This window comes from Cupriavidus agavae (assembly GCF_004217045.1).
GTDB lineage: Bacteria > Pseudomonadota > Gammaproteobacteria > Burkholderiales > Burkholderiaceae > Cupriavidus > Cupriavidus agavae.
Map to the genome: position 1 here is coordinate 36,338 of NZ_SGXM01000009.1, position 15,677 is coordinate 52,014.

At 67.6% G+C, this 15,677-nt stretch carries 16 protein-coding genes; 4 read left to right on the forward strand and 12 right to left on the reverse strand.

What is annotated here, in order from left to right; translation table 11 throughout:
• Positions 1 to 2: 2 nt before the first annotated feature.
• The 7 genes from EV147_RS22145 to EV147_RS22175 all read right to left on the reverse strand — a co-directional run bounded on the left by EV147_RS22145 (position 3) and on the right by EV147_RS22175 (position 7,371).
• Positions 3 to 320, reverse strand: a complete 318-nt coding sequence (locus EV147_RS22145; protein ID WP_130393367.1) for a c-type cytochrome — start codon at positions 318 to 320, stop codon at positions 3 to 5.
• The gene (locus EV147_RS22150) at positions 317 to 1,585 is read right to left on the reverse strand and encodes a PQQ-dependent sugar dehydrogenase (RefSeq protein WP_130393368.1); all 1,269 of its coding nucleotides are present in this window, start codon (positions 1,583 to 1,585) and stop codon (positions 317 to 319) included. Before EV147_RS22150 ends, EV147_RS22145 begins: the two co-directional genes overlap by 4 nt.
• 155 nt (positions 1,586 to 1,740) lie before the next feature.
• Positions 1,741 to 2,922 (reverse strand): ABC transporter substrate-binding protein, encoded by a 1,182-nt coding sequence (locus EV147_RS22155; RefSeq protein WP_130393369.1) that lies wholly within the window; start codon positions 2,920 to 2,922, stop codon positions 1,741 to 1,743.
• A 157-nt stretch (positions 2,923 to 3,079) separates the two neighbouring features.
• Positions 3,080 to 4,438 (reverse strand): GntP family permease, encoded by a 1,359-nt coding sequence (locus EV147_RS22160; RefSeq protein ID WP_130393370.1) that lies wholly within the window; start codon positions 4,436 to 4,438, stop codon positions 3,080 to 3,082.
• Positions 4,439 to 4,590: 152 nt separating this feature from the next.
• Positions 4,591 to 4,983, reverse strand: coding sequence for a RidA family protein (locus EV147_RS22165; protein WP_130393371.1), 393 nt, complete (start codon positions 4,981 to 4,983; stop codon positions 4,591 to 4,593).
• A gap of 20 nt (positions 4,984 to 5,003) precedes the next feature.
• Positions 5,004 to 6,464 (reverse strand): N-acyl-D-amino-acid deacylase family protein, encoded by a 1,461-nt coding sequence (locus EV147_RS22170; RefSeq protein WP_130393372.1) that lies wholly within the window; start codon positions 6,462 to 6,464, stop codon positions 5,004 to 5,006.
• Position 6,465: 1 nt separating this feature from the next.
• Positions 6,466 to 7,371: a MurR/RpiR family transcriptional regulator gene (locus tag EV147_RS22175; RefSeq protein WP_130393373.1), complete on the reverse strand. Its 906-nt coding sequence runs from the start codon at positions 7,369 to 7,371 to the stop codon at positions 6,466 to 6,468.
• A 123-nt stretch (positions 7,372 to 7,494) separates the two neighbouring features.
• Here EV147_RS22175 and EV147_RS22180 point away from each other — a divergent pair, with 123 nt between their 5' ends.
• The 3 genes from EV147_RS22180 to eda all read left to right on the forward strand — a co-directional run bounded on the left by EV147_RS22180 (position 7,495) and on the right by eda (position 10,424).
• The gene (locus EV147_RS22180) at positions 7,495 to 8,763 is read left to right on the forward strand and encodes an amino acid deaminase (RefSeq protein WP_130393374.1); all 1,269 of its coding nucleotides are present in this window, start codon (positions 7,495 to 7,497) and stop codon (positions 8,761 to 8,763) included.
• Between the two features lie 17 nt (positions 8,764 to 8,780).
• The gene (locus tag EV147_RS22185) at positions 8,781 to 9,716 is read left to right on the forward strand and encodes a sugar kinase (protein ID WP_130393375.1); all 936 of its coding nucleotides are present in this window, start codon (positions 8,781 to 8,783) and stop codon (positions 9,714 to 9,716) included.
• A gap of 66 nt (positions 9,717 to 9,782) precedes the next feature.
• Positions 9,783 to 10,424, forward strand: coding sequence for a bifunctional 4-hydroxy-2-oxoglutarate aldolase/2-dehydro-3-deoxy-phosphogluconate aldolase (gene eda / locus EV147_RS22190; RefSeq protein ID WP_130393376.1), 642 nt, complete (start codon positions 9,783 to 9,785; stop codon positions 10,422 to 10,424).
• A gap of 136 nt (positions 10,425 to 10,560) precedes the next feature.
• On the opposite strand, the gene EV147_RS22195 is transcribed toward eda, so the two are convergent.
• From EV147_RS22195 to EV147_RS22215, 5 genes are all read right to left on the reverse strand, one after another.
• Positions 10,561 to 10,692, reverse strand: a complete 132-nt coding sequence (locus EV147_RS22195) for an entericidin A/B family lipoprotein (protein ID WP_130393377.1) — start codon at positions 10,690 to 10,692, stop codon at positions 10,561 to 10,563.
• A 137-nt stretch (positions 10,693 to 10,829) separates the two neighbouring features.
• The gene (locus tag EV147_RS22200) at positions 10,830 to 12,170 is read right to left on the reverse strand and encodes an EAL domain-containing protein (protein WP_130393378.1); all 1,341 of its coding nucleotides are present in this window, start codon (positions 12,168 to 12,170) and stop codon (positions 10,830 to 10,832) included.
• Between the two features lie 331 nt (positions 12,171 to 12,501).
• Positions 12,502 to 13,815, reverse strand: a complete 1,314-nt coding sequence (locus EV147_RS22205; RefSeq protein WP_130393379.1) for a hemolysin family protein — start codon at positions 13,813 to 13,815, stop codon at positions 12,502 to 12,504.
• Between the two features lie 112 nt (positions 13,816 to 13,927).
• Positions 13,928 to 14,278: a HigA family addiction module antitoxin gene (locus EV147_RS22210; RefSeq protein ID WP_235844922.1), complete on the reverse strand. Its 351-nt coding sequence runs from the start codon at positions 14,276 to 14,278 to the stop codon at positions 13,928 to 13,930.
• On the reverse strand, positions 14,275 to 14,565 hold the full coding sequence (locus EV147_RS22215; RefSeq protein WP_130393380.1) for a type II toxin-antitoxin system RelE/ParE family toxin: 291 nt from the start codon (positions 14,563 to 14,565) through the stop codon (positions 14,275 to 14,277). The genes EV147_RS22210 and EV147_RS22215 overlap by 4 nt, the downstream gene beginning before the upstream one ends.
• 195 nt (positions 14,566 to 14,760) lie before the next feature.
• Here EV147_RS22215 and EV147_RS22220 point away from each other — a divergent pair, with 195 nt between their 5' ends.
• Positions 14,761 to 15,624, forward strand: a complete 864-nt coding sequence (locus EV147_RS22220) for a helix-turn-helix domain-containing protein (RefSeq protein ID WP_130393499.1) — start codon at positions 14,761 to 14,763, stop codon at positions 15,622 to 15,624.
• Positions 15,625 to 15,677: the final 53 nt, after the last annotated feature.

Below are 15,677 nucleotides of genomic sequence, written 5' to 3' on the forward strand. Positions count from 1 at the left end.
CGTCAGGGTTTGAGGCTGCTGTAGAACGCGGCCAGGTTGGCGATATCGGCCTCGCTGAGCGGCTTGGCCATCAGGTTCATCTGCTCGTCCTTGCGCGCGCCGGTCTTGTAGGCCTTGAGCGCCTTGACCAGGTAGGACTCGACCTGCCCCGCCAGATGCGGCGCCTCGGGCAGCCTGGACTTGCCGTCCATGCCGTGGCAGGCCTGGCACTGCAGGGCCTTGGCGCGTCCGGCCTGGGCGTCGGCGGCCACCGCGGCCCCGGCCGGCAGGCCGAGGCCCGCCGCCAGCAGCGCGCCCGTCAGGTAGAGGGCGCCCCTCATTTCGCTCCCGAATAGCTGATGCGGTAGATGGCGCCCGCGAAGTCGTCGGACACCAGCAGCGAGCCGTCCTGCAACTGCTGTACGTCGACCGGACGGCCCATGTACTCGCCGTTCGGCGTCAGCCAGCCCTCGGCAAAGACCTCGGTGGCGCCCGCGGTGCCGTCCTTGTTCACGGCGGTATAGACGATGCGCGCCCCGATCGGCGTGGTGCGGTTCCACGATCCATGCTCGGCCGCGAACACGCCGCCCTGGTACTTGGCCGGGAACATCTTGCCCGTATAGAACGACATGCCGAGGTCCGCCGCGTGGGGCGCGTATTCCACCACGGGGAACTCCACGTCCTTCGGGATCTGGGCGTCCTTGTACTCGGTGGTGCGCACCTTGCCGCCGCCGTACCACGGGAAGCCGAAGTTCTGGCCGGCCTTGGTGGCCCGGTTCAGCTCGCCGGGCGGCTGGTCGTCGCCCATGCCGTCCACCTGGTTGTCGGTGAACCAGAGCGTCTTGTCGGCCGGATTGAAGTCCAGCCCCACTGAATTGCGGATGCCCAGCGCGTAGACCTCGCGGTTCTTGCCATCCTGCCCGATGCGGATGATGCCGGACACGCCGCTCTTGTTCATGGCCGCCATCTTGTCCTTGGGCGGCACGTTCCACGGCTGGCCCAGCGCGATGTAGAGCATCTTGTCCGGGCCCACGCGGCAGGCCCGGGCGCCGTGGTTGAAGCTCTCGAACTCGGCCGGCACGAGCTTGCCCTGCGGCACCACCACGCCGGCAGCCACGTCAGGGCCGCCCTCGCCGAAGAACTGGGCCGCCGGGAAGGCCAGCACGCGGTTCTGCTCGGCCACGTAGAGGATGCCGTCGGGCGAGAAGCAGACCCCGTTCGGCACCTTGAACGTGACGGAACTGGCGAACTGCACCACATCGTCGGCCACGCGGCGCTTGGTGCGGTCGGTCACCTGCCAGACACGGTTCTTGCGCGTGCCGACGAACACCACGCCGGTGGACGGCTCCACGGCCATGTGGCGCGCCTCGGGCACGATGGCGTACAACTCGATCTTGAAGCCCTGCGGCAACTTGATGGCCTTGAGATTCTGCTCGATGGCGTCGGCATTCTTGCCGGTCTGCGGCACCTTTTCAGGCGGCGCGGTGCCGGTGGGCTTGAAACTCTGGAGCTTCTGGAGGTTGTCGGCCGGTGCGGCAACGGCCAGGGAGGGCAATACGGCGGCCACGAACACTGCTGCCGCCACGGCAATGGCTGAGCGCTTCATCGTGCTGTCTCCGGAGTTCTTGTCGTTGGGCGGCGCACGCGGCGCCGCCAGACAAGGTTAGGTCAGCTTTCGCCACAAGGGAATTTCACATTCCCGCAGGCCGATAAAAGATTTCTACCAGCGGGATAGCCGCCGGCTATCCCACGCCCCCGGGCCTACTTGCCGGAGTCCCTGACGCCCTCGAACTTGTCGAACTCGACGTTGTAGAGTTCGCCGTTGCGTTTTTCCACCTTGCGGATATAGACGGTCTGCACCACGTCCCGGGTGGCCGGGTCGATCGTGATCGGCCCGCGCGGGCTCTGGAGCTTCATGCCCTTGAGCGCGGCCAGGAACTTGTCGCCGTCGGTGGCGCCGCCGGTCTTCCTGAGCGCCTCGTAGATGGCGGCCATGCCGTCGTAGGCGGCCACGGCCATGAAGTTGGGCCGTCCCGCGCCCGGATTGGCGGCGGCGAACGCCTTCAGGAAGGCCTGGTTTTCCTTCGAGTCGTGCGCGGCGGAGTAGTGGAACGAGGTAATCACGCCCAGCGTGGCGTCGCCCATGGCCGGCAGCACGTGGTCATCGGTCAGGTCGCCCGTGGCGATCACGCGGATGCCGGCATCGGCCAGCCCCCGCTCGCGGAAGCCCTTCATGAAGGCCACGCCCTGCTCGCCGGCCGGCAGGAACAGGAACACGGCCTCGGGCCTGGCATCCTTGATGCGCTGGATGAACGGCGCGAACTCGGGGTTGCGCAGCGGCACCCGGATCGATTCCACGATCTGCCCGCCGCCGCCGATGAAATTGGTCTTGAACGCGGTCTCGGCGTCGATGCCCGGCGCGTAGTCGGCCACCAGCGTCATCACCTTCTTCACGTTGTTGCGCACGGCCCAGGTGGCCATTGGCGCGGAGATCTGCGGCAGCGTCATCGAGACGCGGGCAATGTAGTTCGACTTCGTGGTGATGACCGACGACGCGGCGTTGAAGATAACCATCGGCTTCTTCGCCTGCTCGGCCACGGGGGCCACGGCCAGCGCCTCGGGCGTCAGGCCGAAGCCGGCCAGCACATCCACCTTGTCGCGCACCACCAGTTCCTGCGCCAGCCGCTTGGCCACCTCGGGCACCGGCCCGGTGGTGTCCTTGACCAGGATCTGCACCTTGCGGCCCGCCACGGTGTCGCCATGGATCTGCTGCCACGCCTTGATGCCGCCTTCCATCTGCTTGCCGTAATCGGCAAAGCTGCCGGAGAACGGCGCGATCAGCCCGATCTTCACGGGATCGGCGGCATGGGACAGCGGGGAATGGATCAGGACAGCAAGGGCGCCGCACGCCAGCATGGCGCGCCGCAGCAGACTGAACGTCATGGAGATCTCCCGGAAGTGCAGCATCGCAGGGGCTGCATCGAGTGGGGAGTGTAGAGGGGGTGGGGGAGACGGGCAATCGGGTTTGCCCGGTGTTTTCCTGGCAATTGCTGCCGGTTTGCTCCCCTCTCCCGCAAGGCGGGAGAGGGGAATGACAACCTCAGACCACCGTCGACAGCGCCAGCGTGAACAGCAGCGCCACCACCGAAATGATCGTTTCCGCCACCGACCAGGTCTTGAACGTCTGCGCCACGGTCATGTTGAAGTATTCCTTGACCAGCCAGAAGCCGCCGTCGTTTACGTGCGAGAGGATCAGCGAGCCGGCGCCCGTGGTCAGCACCAGCAGTTCGGGGCGGGTGCCCGGCACGCTGGCGGCGATCGGGGCGACGATGCCGGCGGCCGTGGTCATGGCCACCGTGGCCGAGCCCGTGGCGATGCGGATCATCACGGCCACCAGCCAGCCCAGCACCAGCACCGAGACGTGGGCGTTGTTGGCCACGTCGACGATGGCCGTGGAGATGCCCGAATCGCGCAGCACGCGGCCGAAGCCGCCACCGGCGCCCACCACCAGCGTGATGATGGCCGTGGGGGCCACGCACTCGTTGGTGAACTTCAGGATCGATTCACGGGTGAAGCCGCGCATCTTGCCGAACGTGTAGAAGCTGAACAGCGTGGCGATCAGCAGCGCCATCACCGAATTGCCGATCAGCTTCAGGAAGTCGTTGGCAAATGTCTTCGGCGTGGCGATCAGGTCGGCCCAGCTGCCGATCAGCATCAGGAACACCGGCAGCAGGATGGTCAGCACCGTGATGCCGAAGCCCGGCAGGTTGCCGGCGCGCGCGGCGTCGCCTTCCTCGGTCAGTTGTTCGGCCAGCGGGTTCACGGCCGGTAGTTTGATGTGCTTGTCGATCAGCTTGGCGAACAGCGGGCCGGCGATGATCGCCGTGGGGATACCCACGATCAGCGCGAACAGGATGGTCTTGCCGATGTCGGCGCCGTACGCCTGCACGGCCAGCAGCGCGGCCGGGTGGGGCGGGATCAGGCCGTGCACCACGGACAGGCCGCAGACCATCGGGATGCCAACCAGGATCATCGACGTGTTGGTGCGCTTGGCCACGTTGAACGCGATCGGAATCAGCAGCACGAAGCCCACTTCGAAGAACACCGGCAGGCCCACGATGAACGCGATGACCACCATGGCCCAGTGCACGTTCTTCTCGCCGAAGAAGTCGATCAGCGTCAGCGCAATGCGCTCGGCGCCGCCGGACTCGGCCATCATCTTGCCCAGCATCGTGCCGAGCCCGATCACCAGCGCGATATGCCCCAGCGTGCCACCCACGCCGGCCTCGAAGGACTTCACGATATCGCCCATCGGCATCCCCACGGCAAAGCCGAGGGCTACCGAAACCACCACGAGCGTGATGAACGGGTTCAGTTTGAATTTGGCAATCAGGATCACCAGCGCGATCACCGCGATCAGCGCGTACACCAAGAGCGTGGTTCCCGTAACGGCACCCATGTCTCGTCTCCTTGTCGCGGGTGCCGGCCAGCAGGACGGTCCGCTCTCGCTATGAAAAAGCCGCTATGCCTGGTGCGTAGCGGCGGGTTGATGAAATCGGTGTGGTGCCCGGGGCGCCGGCTGGCTCACCGGCAGCGCCCGGACCAGCGTCCTCAGGCGCCCGGCTTCCGGTAGGCGATGCAGTCCACCTCGACCTTGCAGTCCACCACCATGCTCGACTGCACGCAGGCGCGGGCCGGGGGATTGGCGCCGAAGTATTCCTTGAAGATCTTGTTGAACGACGGGAAGTCGCGCGCATCGTCCAGCCAGACGCCGCAGCGCACCACGTGCTCGGGGCCGTAGCCGGCCTCGGCCAGGATCGCCAGCACGTTCCTGATGGCCTGGTGGGTCTGCGTGACGATGTTGCCCTCGACCACCTCGCCGTCCACCATCGGCACCTGGCCGCTGACATACAGCCAGCCGTCGGCCTGCACCGCGCGCGCGAACGGCATGTGCGAGCCGCCCTGGCCCGTGCCGCCTTCGACGCCGAATCGTTTGATATCCATGGAAACTCCTGTTTTCGTATTCAAGGTTGGTGGGCGCCGCGCGGCAGGAAGCGCCCGGCGCGCACGCCGGTGGCCGCGCGGTGCTGCCAGGTCAGTTCGCCATTGACCCAGACGGCGGCGATGCCTTCGGCCGGCTGCATCGGGTCGGTGAAGCTGGCGGCGTCGCGGATGGTGGCCGCGTCGAACAGCACGAGGTCCGCCCAGTAGCCTTCGCGCACGAAGCCGCGTTCGGTCAATCCGAAGCGCTCGGCGGACAGGCCCGTCATCTTGTTGACTGCCACGGCCAGCGGAAACAGCTCGCGGTCGCGCGCGTAGTGCCCCAGCACGCGCGGAAAGGCGCCCCACAGGCGCGGGTGGGGCAGGGGGTCATTGGGCAGGCCGTCGGAGCCCACCACGGTGGCCGGGTGGCTCAGGATGCGGTCCACATCGGCATCTTCCATGCAGTGGTAGACCGCGCCGGCCGGCTGCAGGCGGCGCGCGGCTTCCAGCAGGTCCACGTTCCAGTCCGTGGCGATATCGGCCAGCAGGCGTCCGCCCTGATCGGGATGGGCTTCGGACCACGTCACCTGGATGTCGAAATCGCTGGTCACCTGCTTGAGGTCGAGCGTCGACGAACTGGCCGTGTACGGATAGCAGTCGCAGCCCACCGGCTGCCAGCGCTGCGCGGCTTCGAGCGATTGCAGCACCTGACCGCTGCGGCCCCAGTTCGGCACGCCCGCGCATTTCAGGTGCGAGATCACCACGGGTACGCGCGCATGGCGTCCGATGCGGTATGCCTCGTCCATGGCGTCGAGGATCTCGGCGAACTCGCTGCGCAAGTGGGTGGCATAGAGCGCGCCGGCATCGGCGAGCGGCTCGGCCAGTGCCAGCACTTCGTCGGTGGTCGCGCTGAACGCATTGGCATAGGCGAGGCCCGTGGACAGGCCCAGCGCGCCGTTTGCCAGCGCCTCTTCGAGCTGCCCGCGCATCGCGGCGATCTCGTCGGCCGTGGCGGCGCGGTCGAAGCGGTCCATATGGTTGCTGCGCAGCGCCGTGTGGCCCACCAGCGCGGCCACGTTCACCGAGGGCTGCGCGGCGTTGACGGCATCGACATAGGTGCGGAAGTCGGGGTATTGAAACGCCTCGGCCCGGCCCAGCAGGTTCATCGGGTCGGGCGGATCGCCGGGCAGCGTCACCGGCGCGGCGCTGATGCCGCAGTTGCCGACGATCACCGTGGTGACGCCCTGCGAGATCTTCGGCGTCATGGCCGGTTCGCGGACCACGTTGGTGTCGTCGTGCGTGTGGACGTCGATGAAACCTGGCGAAAGTACGAGGCCGTGGCCCTCCACGACGTGCGAGGCGGTATCAGGGTCGATCGCGCCAGCTTCGTCGATGCGGGCGATGCGGCCGTCGCGCAGCGCCACATCGGCCATGCGGCCGGCGGCACCGGAGCCGTCCAGCAGCAGCACGTTGCGGATCAGGGTATCGAACAGGTGGGGCATGTCAGTCTCCGAGCGGCTGGCGGCTGTCGGGGCCGTCGCTGTCCTGGCTGACGCCGCGATGGACGTCGAGCACGTATTTGAGGCGGCGCAGCTTCTCCTTGCTCTGCTCCTGCTGGAGCAGCGCGCACTGGGTAGCCAGCACGTCCATGACCAGCAGCATGGCGTAGCGCGAGGCCGACGGCTTGAAGATGAAGTCGGTTTCGAGCGCGCGCACCGGCAGCAGCACGTCGGCGCGCGCGGCCAGCGGCGAGCCCAGCGCCGTCACGGCAATCAGCCGGGCACCGTATTCGCGTGCGATATCGCAACTGGCCAGCATCTCGGGCACGTTGCCGCTGGCCGAGAACGCCAGCACCACGTCGTCGCGCGTCAGCGTGGCCGCCACCATCTTCTGCAGCAGCGCATCCTGATAGGTCGCCACGGGCTGGCCCAGCCGCGCCAGCCGGTAGCGCGCCTCGTCGGCCATGAAAGTGGACCCGCCGCCCATGCCGAAAGCGTAGACCATGCGCGCGCCCAGCAACAGGCGCGCCGCCTGATCGATCCGGGCCGGGTCGATCAGCTTGCGGTTCACTTCCAGCGTGGTCAGCACATCCGTGTGGATGCGGTCGGTCAGCGTGGCGGGGCTGTCGGTTTCCGTCAGCGCCGGTGCGGGTGCCAGGAAGCGCGTGCCCACGGCGGTGGCCTGGGCCAGGCGCAGCTTGAGGTCGCGTACGTCGCGGCAGCCAATCGCCTTGGCAAAACGCGTGACGCTGGCTTCACTCACGGCGGCCTTGCGGGCCAGTTCGTTGATGCTCGCGGCGGCCGCGCCGGCCAGATCCTCAAGAATCACCTGCGCCACCTTCTGCTCGGCCAGACGCAGCGCGGGGCCGCGCTCGGCGATGCGGGTCAGGATGTCGAAGGAGGCGGTCATGGGTGGGCGGCGGCGTCTGACCGGCTTGGGCCGGTATCGCGTGTTACTTTATAACAAGGGTGAAATATCGTAGTTTCAAGGCTATGATTACGTCAATCGAATTTTGACAGGGTGATGTCTGCGATGCGTGAAATAAAGTACCAGACCGGAATGATCGATCCGCTGAACAAGGCGCTGGGCCGCATGGAGGCGCCGCTGGCCCCCTCGGACGCCGCCGCGCCGAGCTGGAATCTGTTGGCCGAAGAACTGAGCCTGCCGGCCGCCGTGCTGTACGAAGAGCGCCTGACACACAACCTGTCGTGGATGCGCAACTTCATGGGTGCCTACGGCGTGCAGCTTGCGCCGCATGGCAAGACCACGATGGCGCCGAAGCTGTTCCAGCGCCAGCTTGCCGAGGGCGCGTGGGGCATCACGCTGGCCACGGCCCAGCAGACGGCCGCCGCCGCCGCGCATGGCGTGCAGCGCGTGCTGATGGCCAACCAGCTCGTGGGCCGCCGCAACATGGAAATCGTGGCCGATCTGCTACGTGATCCCGGCTTCGAATTCTTTACGCTGGTCGATTCCGCCGCGCTGACCGACCAGCTCGGCGCCTTCTTCCAGGCGCGCGGCCAGACCCTGCAGGTGCTGCTGGAACTGGGCGTGGAGGGCGGCCGCACCGGCGTGCGTGACGCCGCGCAGCAGGCCGAGGTACTTGCCGCGCTGGCGCGCTGGCCCGATACGCTGGTGCTGGCGGGGGTGGAAGTCTATGAGGGCGTGCTGGCACAGGAGGCCGATATCCGCGCCTTCCTGCAGCGCACCGTGGCGGTCACGCGCGAGCTGGCGGCCGCTGGCCGCTTCGGCCGCAGCCCGGTGGTGATGTCTGGCGCCGGTTCGGCCTGGTACGACGTGGTGGCGGAGGAATTCGCGCGCACCGAGATCGGCGCGCCGATCGACATCGTGTTGCGTCCGGGCTGCTACCTCACGCACGACGTGGGTATCTACCGCGCGGCGCAGGAGCGTATCCTGAGCAGCAATCCGGTGGCGCAGAAGATGCGCGAGGGTTTGCTGCCCGCGCTGCAACTCTGGGCCTACGTGCAGTCGATTCCGGAGCCGACCCGCGCCATCATCGGGCTGGGCAAGCGCGACGCGGCGTTCGACGCCGGCATGCCCGTGCCCGCGCAGCTCTACCGGCCCGGGTCCGAGGCGCCGGCGGCGTCTGCCGCGCACTGGAAGGTGACCGGCATGATGGACCAGCACGCGTATCTGGAAATCCAGGCCGGCGACGATATTCGCGTCGGCGATATGATTGCGTTCGACATTTCGCACCCCTGCCTGACGTTCGACAAGTGGCGCCACATCCCCGTGCTGGATGGCCAGTTGCGCGTCATCGACATCGTGCAGACCTTCTTCTGACCGGGAGTGGCCGCGACATGAGCATCGACATCCTTGCCTATGGCGAACCGCTGGTGGAGTTCAACCAGCAGCCCGACGACCCCACGCGCTACCTGCAGGGCTTTGGCGGCGATACCTCCAACTTTGCGATTGCGGCCGCGCGCCAGGGCGCCAGCACCGGCTTCATCGGCGCGGTGGGCAGCGACAGCTTCGGCGAACGCCTGCTGGCGCTGTGGACGCACGAGCGCGTCGATACGCGCCACGTGCACCAGGACGCCACCGCCCCGACCGGCGTCTACTTCGTCTCGCACGACAGCCACGGCCACCGTTTCGACTACCTGCGCGCGGGCTCGGCGGCGAGCCGCTATCACCACGACCAATTGCCGCTGGCGGCCATCGGCCAGGCGCGCTACCTGCACCTGTCCGGCATCAGCCTGGCCATCAGCACCAGCGCCTGCGATGCGGGGCTGGCGGCGATGGAGCACGCGCGCAAGGCGGGCGTGCAGGTTTCGCTCGATACCAATCTGCGGCTGCGGCTCTGGTCGCTGGCCCGGGCGCGCGGCATCATGCGCGAGGCGTTCGCGCTGACCGATGTCTGCCTGCCGAGCTGGGATGACATCACCGTGCTGACCGGCCTCGACGACCGCGATGCCATCGTGGACCACCTGCTGGCCTGCGGCGTGCAGGTCATCGCGCTGAAACTGGGCGAGGAGGGCAGCTACGTGGCCACGCCGGAATCGCGGGCGCTGGTGGCGCCGTATCCGGTCAGGCCGCTCGACGCTACGGGCGCGGGCGACTGCTTCGGCGGCAGCTTCATCGCGAGGCTCGCCGCCGGTGCCGATCCGTTCGAGGCGGCGCGCTATGCCAACGTGGCGGCGGCATTGTCGACCACGGGCTACGGCGCCGTGGCGCCGATCCCGCATGCCGAAACCGTACTGGCCCGGCTGGAACAAAACATCTCCGTGATTGCCTGACCGAAAGATCGCATCGTCGAATCGCCAATTTTGCGCGGTCGGACCATCCAACCCAAGAATACTGTCATGCAAACTCAACCTTCTCCGCTGCTTGCCCGCCTGACCAACGTACCGGTGATTCCGGTGCTGGAATTCCACTCGGTGGACGAGGCGCTGCACGTCAGCGAGGCGCTGGTCGCCGGCGGCCTGCCGATGCTCGAAATCACGCTGCGCACACCGGTTGCGCTGCAGGCCATGGAGGCCGTGGCCCGTGCGCTGCCGCAGGCCGTGGTCGGTGCCGGCACCGTGCTGAGCGTGGAGCAACTGCATGCGGTGCGCGACGTGGGCGCGCAGTTTGCCGTGTCGCCGGGCCTGACGCAGAAGCTGGCCGAGGGCGCGCAGGGCGCCGGCATCTCGCTGCTGCCGGGCGTGGCAACGGCCAGCGAGGCCATGTACGCGCTTGAAGCGGGCTTCTCGTTCCTGAAGTTCTTCCCGGCCGAGGCGGCGGGCGGCGTGCCGATGCTGAAATCGCTGTTCGGGCCGCTCTCGCAACTGAAGTTCTGCCCGACCGGCGGCATCGACCTGGCCAAGGCGTCCACCTACCTGGCGCTGCCCAATGTCGTGTGCGTGGGCGGTTCGTGGGTCGTGCCCAAGGACGCCGTGGCGGCGAAGGACTGGGGCCGCATCCGCAAGCTCGCGGAGGAGGCAGCGCAACTGCGCCGTGTGTGATCTTTCTGCCGCGCAGCGCCGAACGGAAAAGTAAAAACTACAATCCGGCCACGATTGACGCGCGGTCAGGGCAATGAGAAAGGGCGCCAGTGGCGCCCTTGCTTGCTTCAGCACAGCGAACAGACTGCGTCGCGGCTTACTTCGACTTCTCGGCCGAGTTTTCCAGCTTCTGGCCACCCTTCTGCACGTCCTGGCCAAGGCCGGACATCGTGTTGCAACCTGCCAGCATCGTGGCAACGAGTACGCACCAGATCCATCCTTTCTTCATCAGCGGCTCCTTTCAGGGATAGTAGGAAGTGGGCACATTTTAGCGTCGCCCCACCCGCTGTCGATGCATGATGTGTGCCAATGTGTAAATACGAAAATGGCTGACAGACGCGGCGTTCCGGTCTGTGGTGGCAAGCCTCAGGGGGCCAGCATGCGCCGCGCGCGCTCGGCCACGGCCATGTGGGTCTGCGCCAGCCACATGGCCGGGAACGGCTGGGCCAGCAGGTAGCCCTGCACGCTGTCGCATCCCCAGGCGCGTACCGCCTCCAACTGCGCCTGCGTTTCCACGCCCTTGGCGCAGACCGCCACGCCGCGCTGCTTCGCCCAGCAGCAGGCGGCCCGCAGGCTGGCGGCCATGGCCTGGCTCAGGTTGGTACTGCCAAGGTGGCGCACGTCCAGCATCACCATGTCGGGCCGCGTCAGGTCCAGCCCATGGCGGCTGGCGTCGGTGTCGGTGAAATCGGCCAGCGCCAGGCCGATGCCGCCTTCGCGCAGGCGGCGAACCTTGTCATGGGTCGTGCTGGCGTCCGGCAGGATATCGACCGGCACCTCCACGCAGATCTGCCCCGGCGGCAGGCCACGCGCTTCGATGGCGCGCCGCAGCATGCAGATGGTGTCGTCGGCCTGCAACTGCGAACTGGTGGCCAGCAGCGTGAACTGCAGCGGCCCGAGCGCTCCGGAGGATTCGATCACGTCGAGCAGTTGCAGCAACGTCCAGCCACCCATCTCGTTCATGAGCCCGAGCGCCTCGGCGGCGGGCAGGAAATCCTGCGGCGCCACCCGGCCCAGCACCGGATGCTGCCAGCGCAGCCGCGCCGTGTAGGCCGTAATGTCTCCCGACACCAGCGAGGCGCGGGGTTGCAACTGCAGGCTCATCTCGCCGCGCCCGATGGCGCCCGGCAGCGCGGCCAGCAGTGTGGCCAGGCGCGGCGTGGCGGGCCGCACCGCGGTGTGGATGCCGTCACCGCCGCGCTTGTTGACGCGCAGCATGGCGTCGAAGGCGCGTTGCAAATGGCGTTCGGCGCCCGTGTCGGGGTCGTCGATGGCCGAGCCGATGCTGCAAGACAGGAAGACCTCGAAACCTTCCACGAGGTAGGGCCGGGCAACCACTCCGGCAATGGCCTGGCTCAGCGCCAGAGACGGCTTGGCGCCCTCGGGCAGCAGGCAGGCCAGCCCGAGATCGGCCGGGCCGAGCCAGTGCATGGCCACCGGCATGGCTGCCACGCTGGCAACGCGGGACTTGACCTGTGCGCGGAGCCCGTGCGCTCGCCGCGCGCCCACGGTGTCGCAGGCATGGGCGAAGCGGTCGAGCCGGATGACGACCACGGCCAGCGAGGCGGATGGGCCAAACTGCGCGCGATGCGCCTCCAGCGCGGCGAGGAAGGCGGCCGGCTGGAGCGCCCGGTCGGGCGCGTCGGCGGATTGGCTCTGGCCACCCCCGCCGCCCGTGTCCGGGAGGTCGTTGGTGTCAGGGTCCATGGTCGATCGTTGCTGGCAGCGCGTTCATGCGTGTCGAAGCGGCCGGCGAAACCGGACTGCATTCCCGTTTAAGCGACGTACGGGGCGCTCTGGTGGCGCCTCCGCTCTGTTGATAGCCAGATCATAAGGCAGCCTCGGCGGAATTCGGAAAACTACGATGCCGGCGTGCGCGGCACGTCTCACCGGTATTTGATTTCCCGCAACGGTGGTGCTGACGGCCAGTTCGCCGGCTTGACCACGGCCGCCGAAACGCGATAAACGCGCGCGCCAAAGAAAAAGGCGGGCGCCTGTTGCGCCCGCCTTGCGGTGGAATCGGGGTGGCGGGGGGGCCTCAGCCCGTGGTTTCCGCCTCGGGGCCATCCTCGGGCGGCACCCGGGATGCCAGGACCTTGTCGATCCGCTTGCCGTCCATGTCGATGATCTCGAACTTCCAGTCCTCCCATTGCACGGAGTCGGCGGTCGTCGGCAGCCGGCCCAGCAGCAACAGCAGCATGCCCGACAGCGTGTGATAGCGCTCCTTGGACTCCTCGGGCACCGCGCGCAGTCCCACGCGGTCCTTCAGTTCGTGGATCGGGATCAGGCCGTCGAGCAGCCACGAGCCGTCGTCGCGCTGGACCGCCCATTCCTCGCCGGCCGTCTCGGTCTTGAACTCCCCGGTGATGGCCTCGATCAGGTCCTGCAGCGTCACCAGGCCCAGCACTTCGCCGTATTCGTCGATCACGAACGCGATCTGGCCGCCCGACGAGCGGAAGTTTTCAAGCAGTTCCATGCCCGTGACGCTCTCGGGCACGAATACCGCCGCCTGCAGCACGGCGGTCAGGTCGGCCTTCTCGCCGCGCAGGCGGCGCGCCAGCAACTGGCGGGCGCTGACCACGCCAAGGATGTCGTGCATGCCGCCACGCACCACCGGGAACCGGGAATGATCGGATTCCTCGATGCGGCGCAGGTTCTCTTCTTCGGTCGATTCCATGTCGAGGTAGACCACATCGCCGCGCGGCACCATCAGCGAGGCGATCTGGCGGTCGTCGAGCCGGAACACGTTGCGCACCATCGTGTGCTCGTGGCGCTCGATCACACCCGCTTCCGAGCCTTCCACCAGCAGCGCATGGATTTCTTCCTCGGTCACCACCGGGGCGCGGTCCATCTTCACGCCGAGCAGGCGCAGCACGAGGCGCGTGGAGCCGGAAAGCAGCTTGACGAACGGCGTGGAGGCCACGGCCAGGATCGCGATCGGACGCGCCACCAGGCGCGCGATCTTCTCGGGAGCCATCTGGCCCAGGCGCTTGGGCACCAGTTCGCCGAGCACGATCGAGAAATAGGTCAGGCCGGCCACCACAATGGCCGTGGCCGTGTAGCCCGCCGTGGTGGCGGGAATGCCAAAGCCCTGCAGCCAGACGCCGAGCGGCGAAGCCAGGGCGGATTCACCGACCACGCCGTTCAGCACGCCGATCGACGTAATGCCGATCTGCACCGTGGACAGGAAGCGGGTGGGGTCCTCGCCAAGCTTGACGGCCTCCATCGCACCGCGGTCGCCGTCTTCGATCAGGCGCTGCAGCCGGGCCCGGCGGGCCGTGACAAGCGCGATTTCAGACATGGCGAACAGGCCGTTCAGCAGAATGAGTGCCAGCAGTATGGCAATTTCCATCAGGATGCGCGCCCTGTGCGCGCGGGAATTGAAAAATCAGAGCATACCACCGGCAATGTGACGCCGCATGCGTGCTGTGCCTCATACGGCACACCGGAGGGCGATGCAGGAATCATGCCGTCAGCGGTTTCACGTCTTCGGCAATGGCTTGCCCGGCCCGCAAGCGCGCCATGCGCAGCGAGTAATTGCCGTCGAGGGCTGACCAGAATTCCGCCGATGTCCCGAAAAAGCGTGCCAGCCGCAGGGCCGTCTCGGGCGAGACTGGCCGCCCGCCCGACACGATGCCCTCGATGCGGGGCAGTGGCACCCGCAGCGCCACCGCCAGCGCGCGGGGACCGAGCCCGTTCGGCTGCATGAACTCGCGCAACAGGATGGTGCCGGCGGGCACGGGCCAGATCGCCTCGCCCGTGGCGATGGGGCTGAAATCGAGATGGCACAGGTCTTCGCGCGGGATCGGCATCATTGGTCCTCCTCGCACGGGGCGATTTCAACGTTCCAGGCCCCTTCGTTGAGGTAGCGAAAGCAGACGTGCCAGTCCGGATCGATCCGCACGTGCCAGCGGCCACGGTGGCGGCCGCGCATCGGCTCCAGCCCGTTGGCCGGCGAAGCCAGCAGGTCGGTCAGGGAGGCCGCGGCGTCGAGCATGTCGAGCTTGCGGCGCGCCGCCTGCTGGATCGGGATCGGCAGCGTATAGACGAAATGGCCGCAGAACACGGCGGCAGTGGTCTTGTTGGCGAGGGTGCGGATCATGGGCAGTTGGTCTTCGGACGTTGTGGAGCGGAAGGTCCATGCTAGGCCCGGGGCCCCGCAATCGATATGCGACGATTCTGAAAGGCGCCCGGAATCTTTCCGGCGCCTGACGGGGTGGGGAAGGGGGGCAGGGAATTGCCCCCATTACCTGCCGGGTAGTCGCGGCGCGTCCTTCGCCGTGCTGTAATGGCTGCCATGCAAACGCTCACGCCCAATTCCGAAACGGCCATCGACTTCCCCGGACTGCTGCGCTACTGGCGCGGCAGGCGCGGCTACAGCCAACTGGCGCTGTCGCAGGTGGCCGGGGTGTCGCAGCGCCATATCAGCTTCCTGGAGTCGGGGCGCGCCCGTCCCAGCCGCGAAATGGTGCTGGCGCTCGCCGAGCGGCTGGCCGTGCCGCTGCGGCAGCGTAACCGGCTGCTGCTGGCCAGCGGCTTCGCGCCGGCCTACAGCGAGCACGCGCTGGGTTCGCCCCCGCTGCAGATGGTGCGCCAGGCCATCGGCCTGATTCTGTCGAAGCAGGAGCCCTATCCGGCCGTGGTGCTCGACCGGTTCTGGAATCTGGTCGATGCGAACCAGGCATACCGGCAGCTCCTGGCGAGGCTGCCGGCGGAGCGGACGGCGGCGGGGCAGGACGGCAGGCTGAACCTGATGCTGGCCGTGTTCGATCCGGATGGCCTCTGGCCGCTGATCGAGAACGCACGGCAGGTGGGCCGCTACCTGCTGCGGCGCGTGACGCAGGAGTTGCAGGGGCAGGCCCACGACCAGACGGCCCGCACGATCCTGGCGCAGATCGCGGCCTGGCACCCCGATCTGGTCGATGCAGGCGGGGAGTTGCTCGTCGATGACGACCCGGCCGAATCGGCGCCGCCGCCCGTGCTGCCGGTCACCCTCCGGATGGGAGAGGTGCGGATCTCGATGTTCTCCACGCTGACCACGCTCGGCATTCCGCAGGACGTCACGCTGCAGGAACTGCGCATCGAGTGCTTCTACCCCGCCGATGACCCGACCCGGCAGGTTTTCGAAACACTGGCCGCCAACATGACGACGCTGTCATAAAAGCACAGTCGTGCTACTATCGCCGGGCCGCCGCGGAAGGCATCCTGCATGGC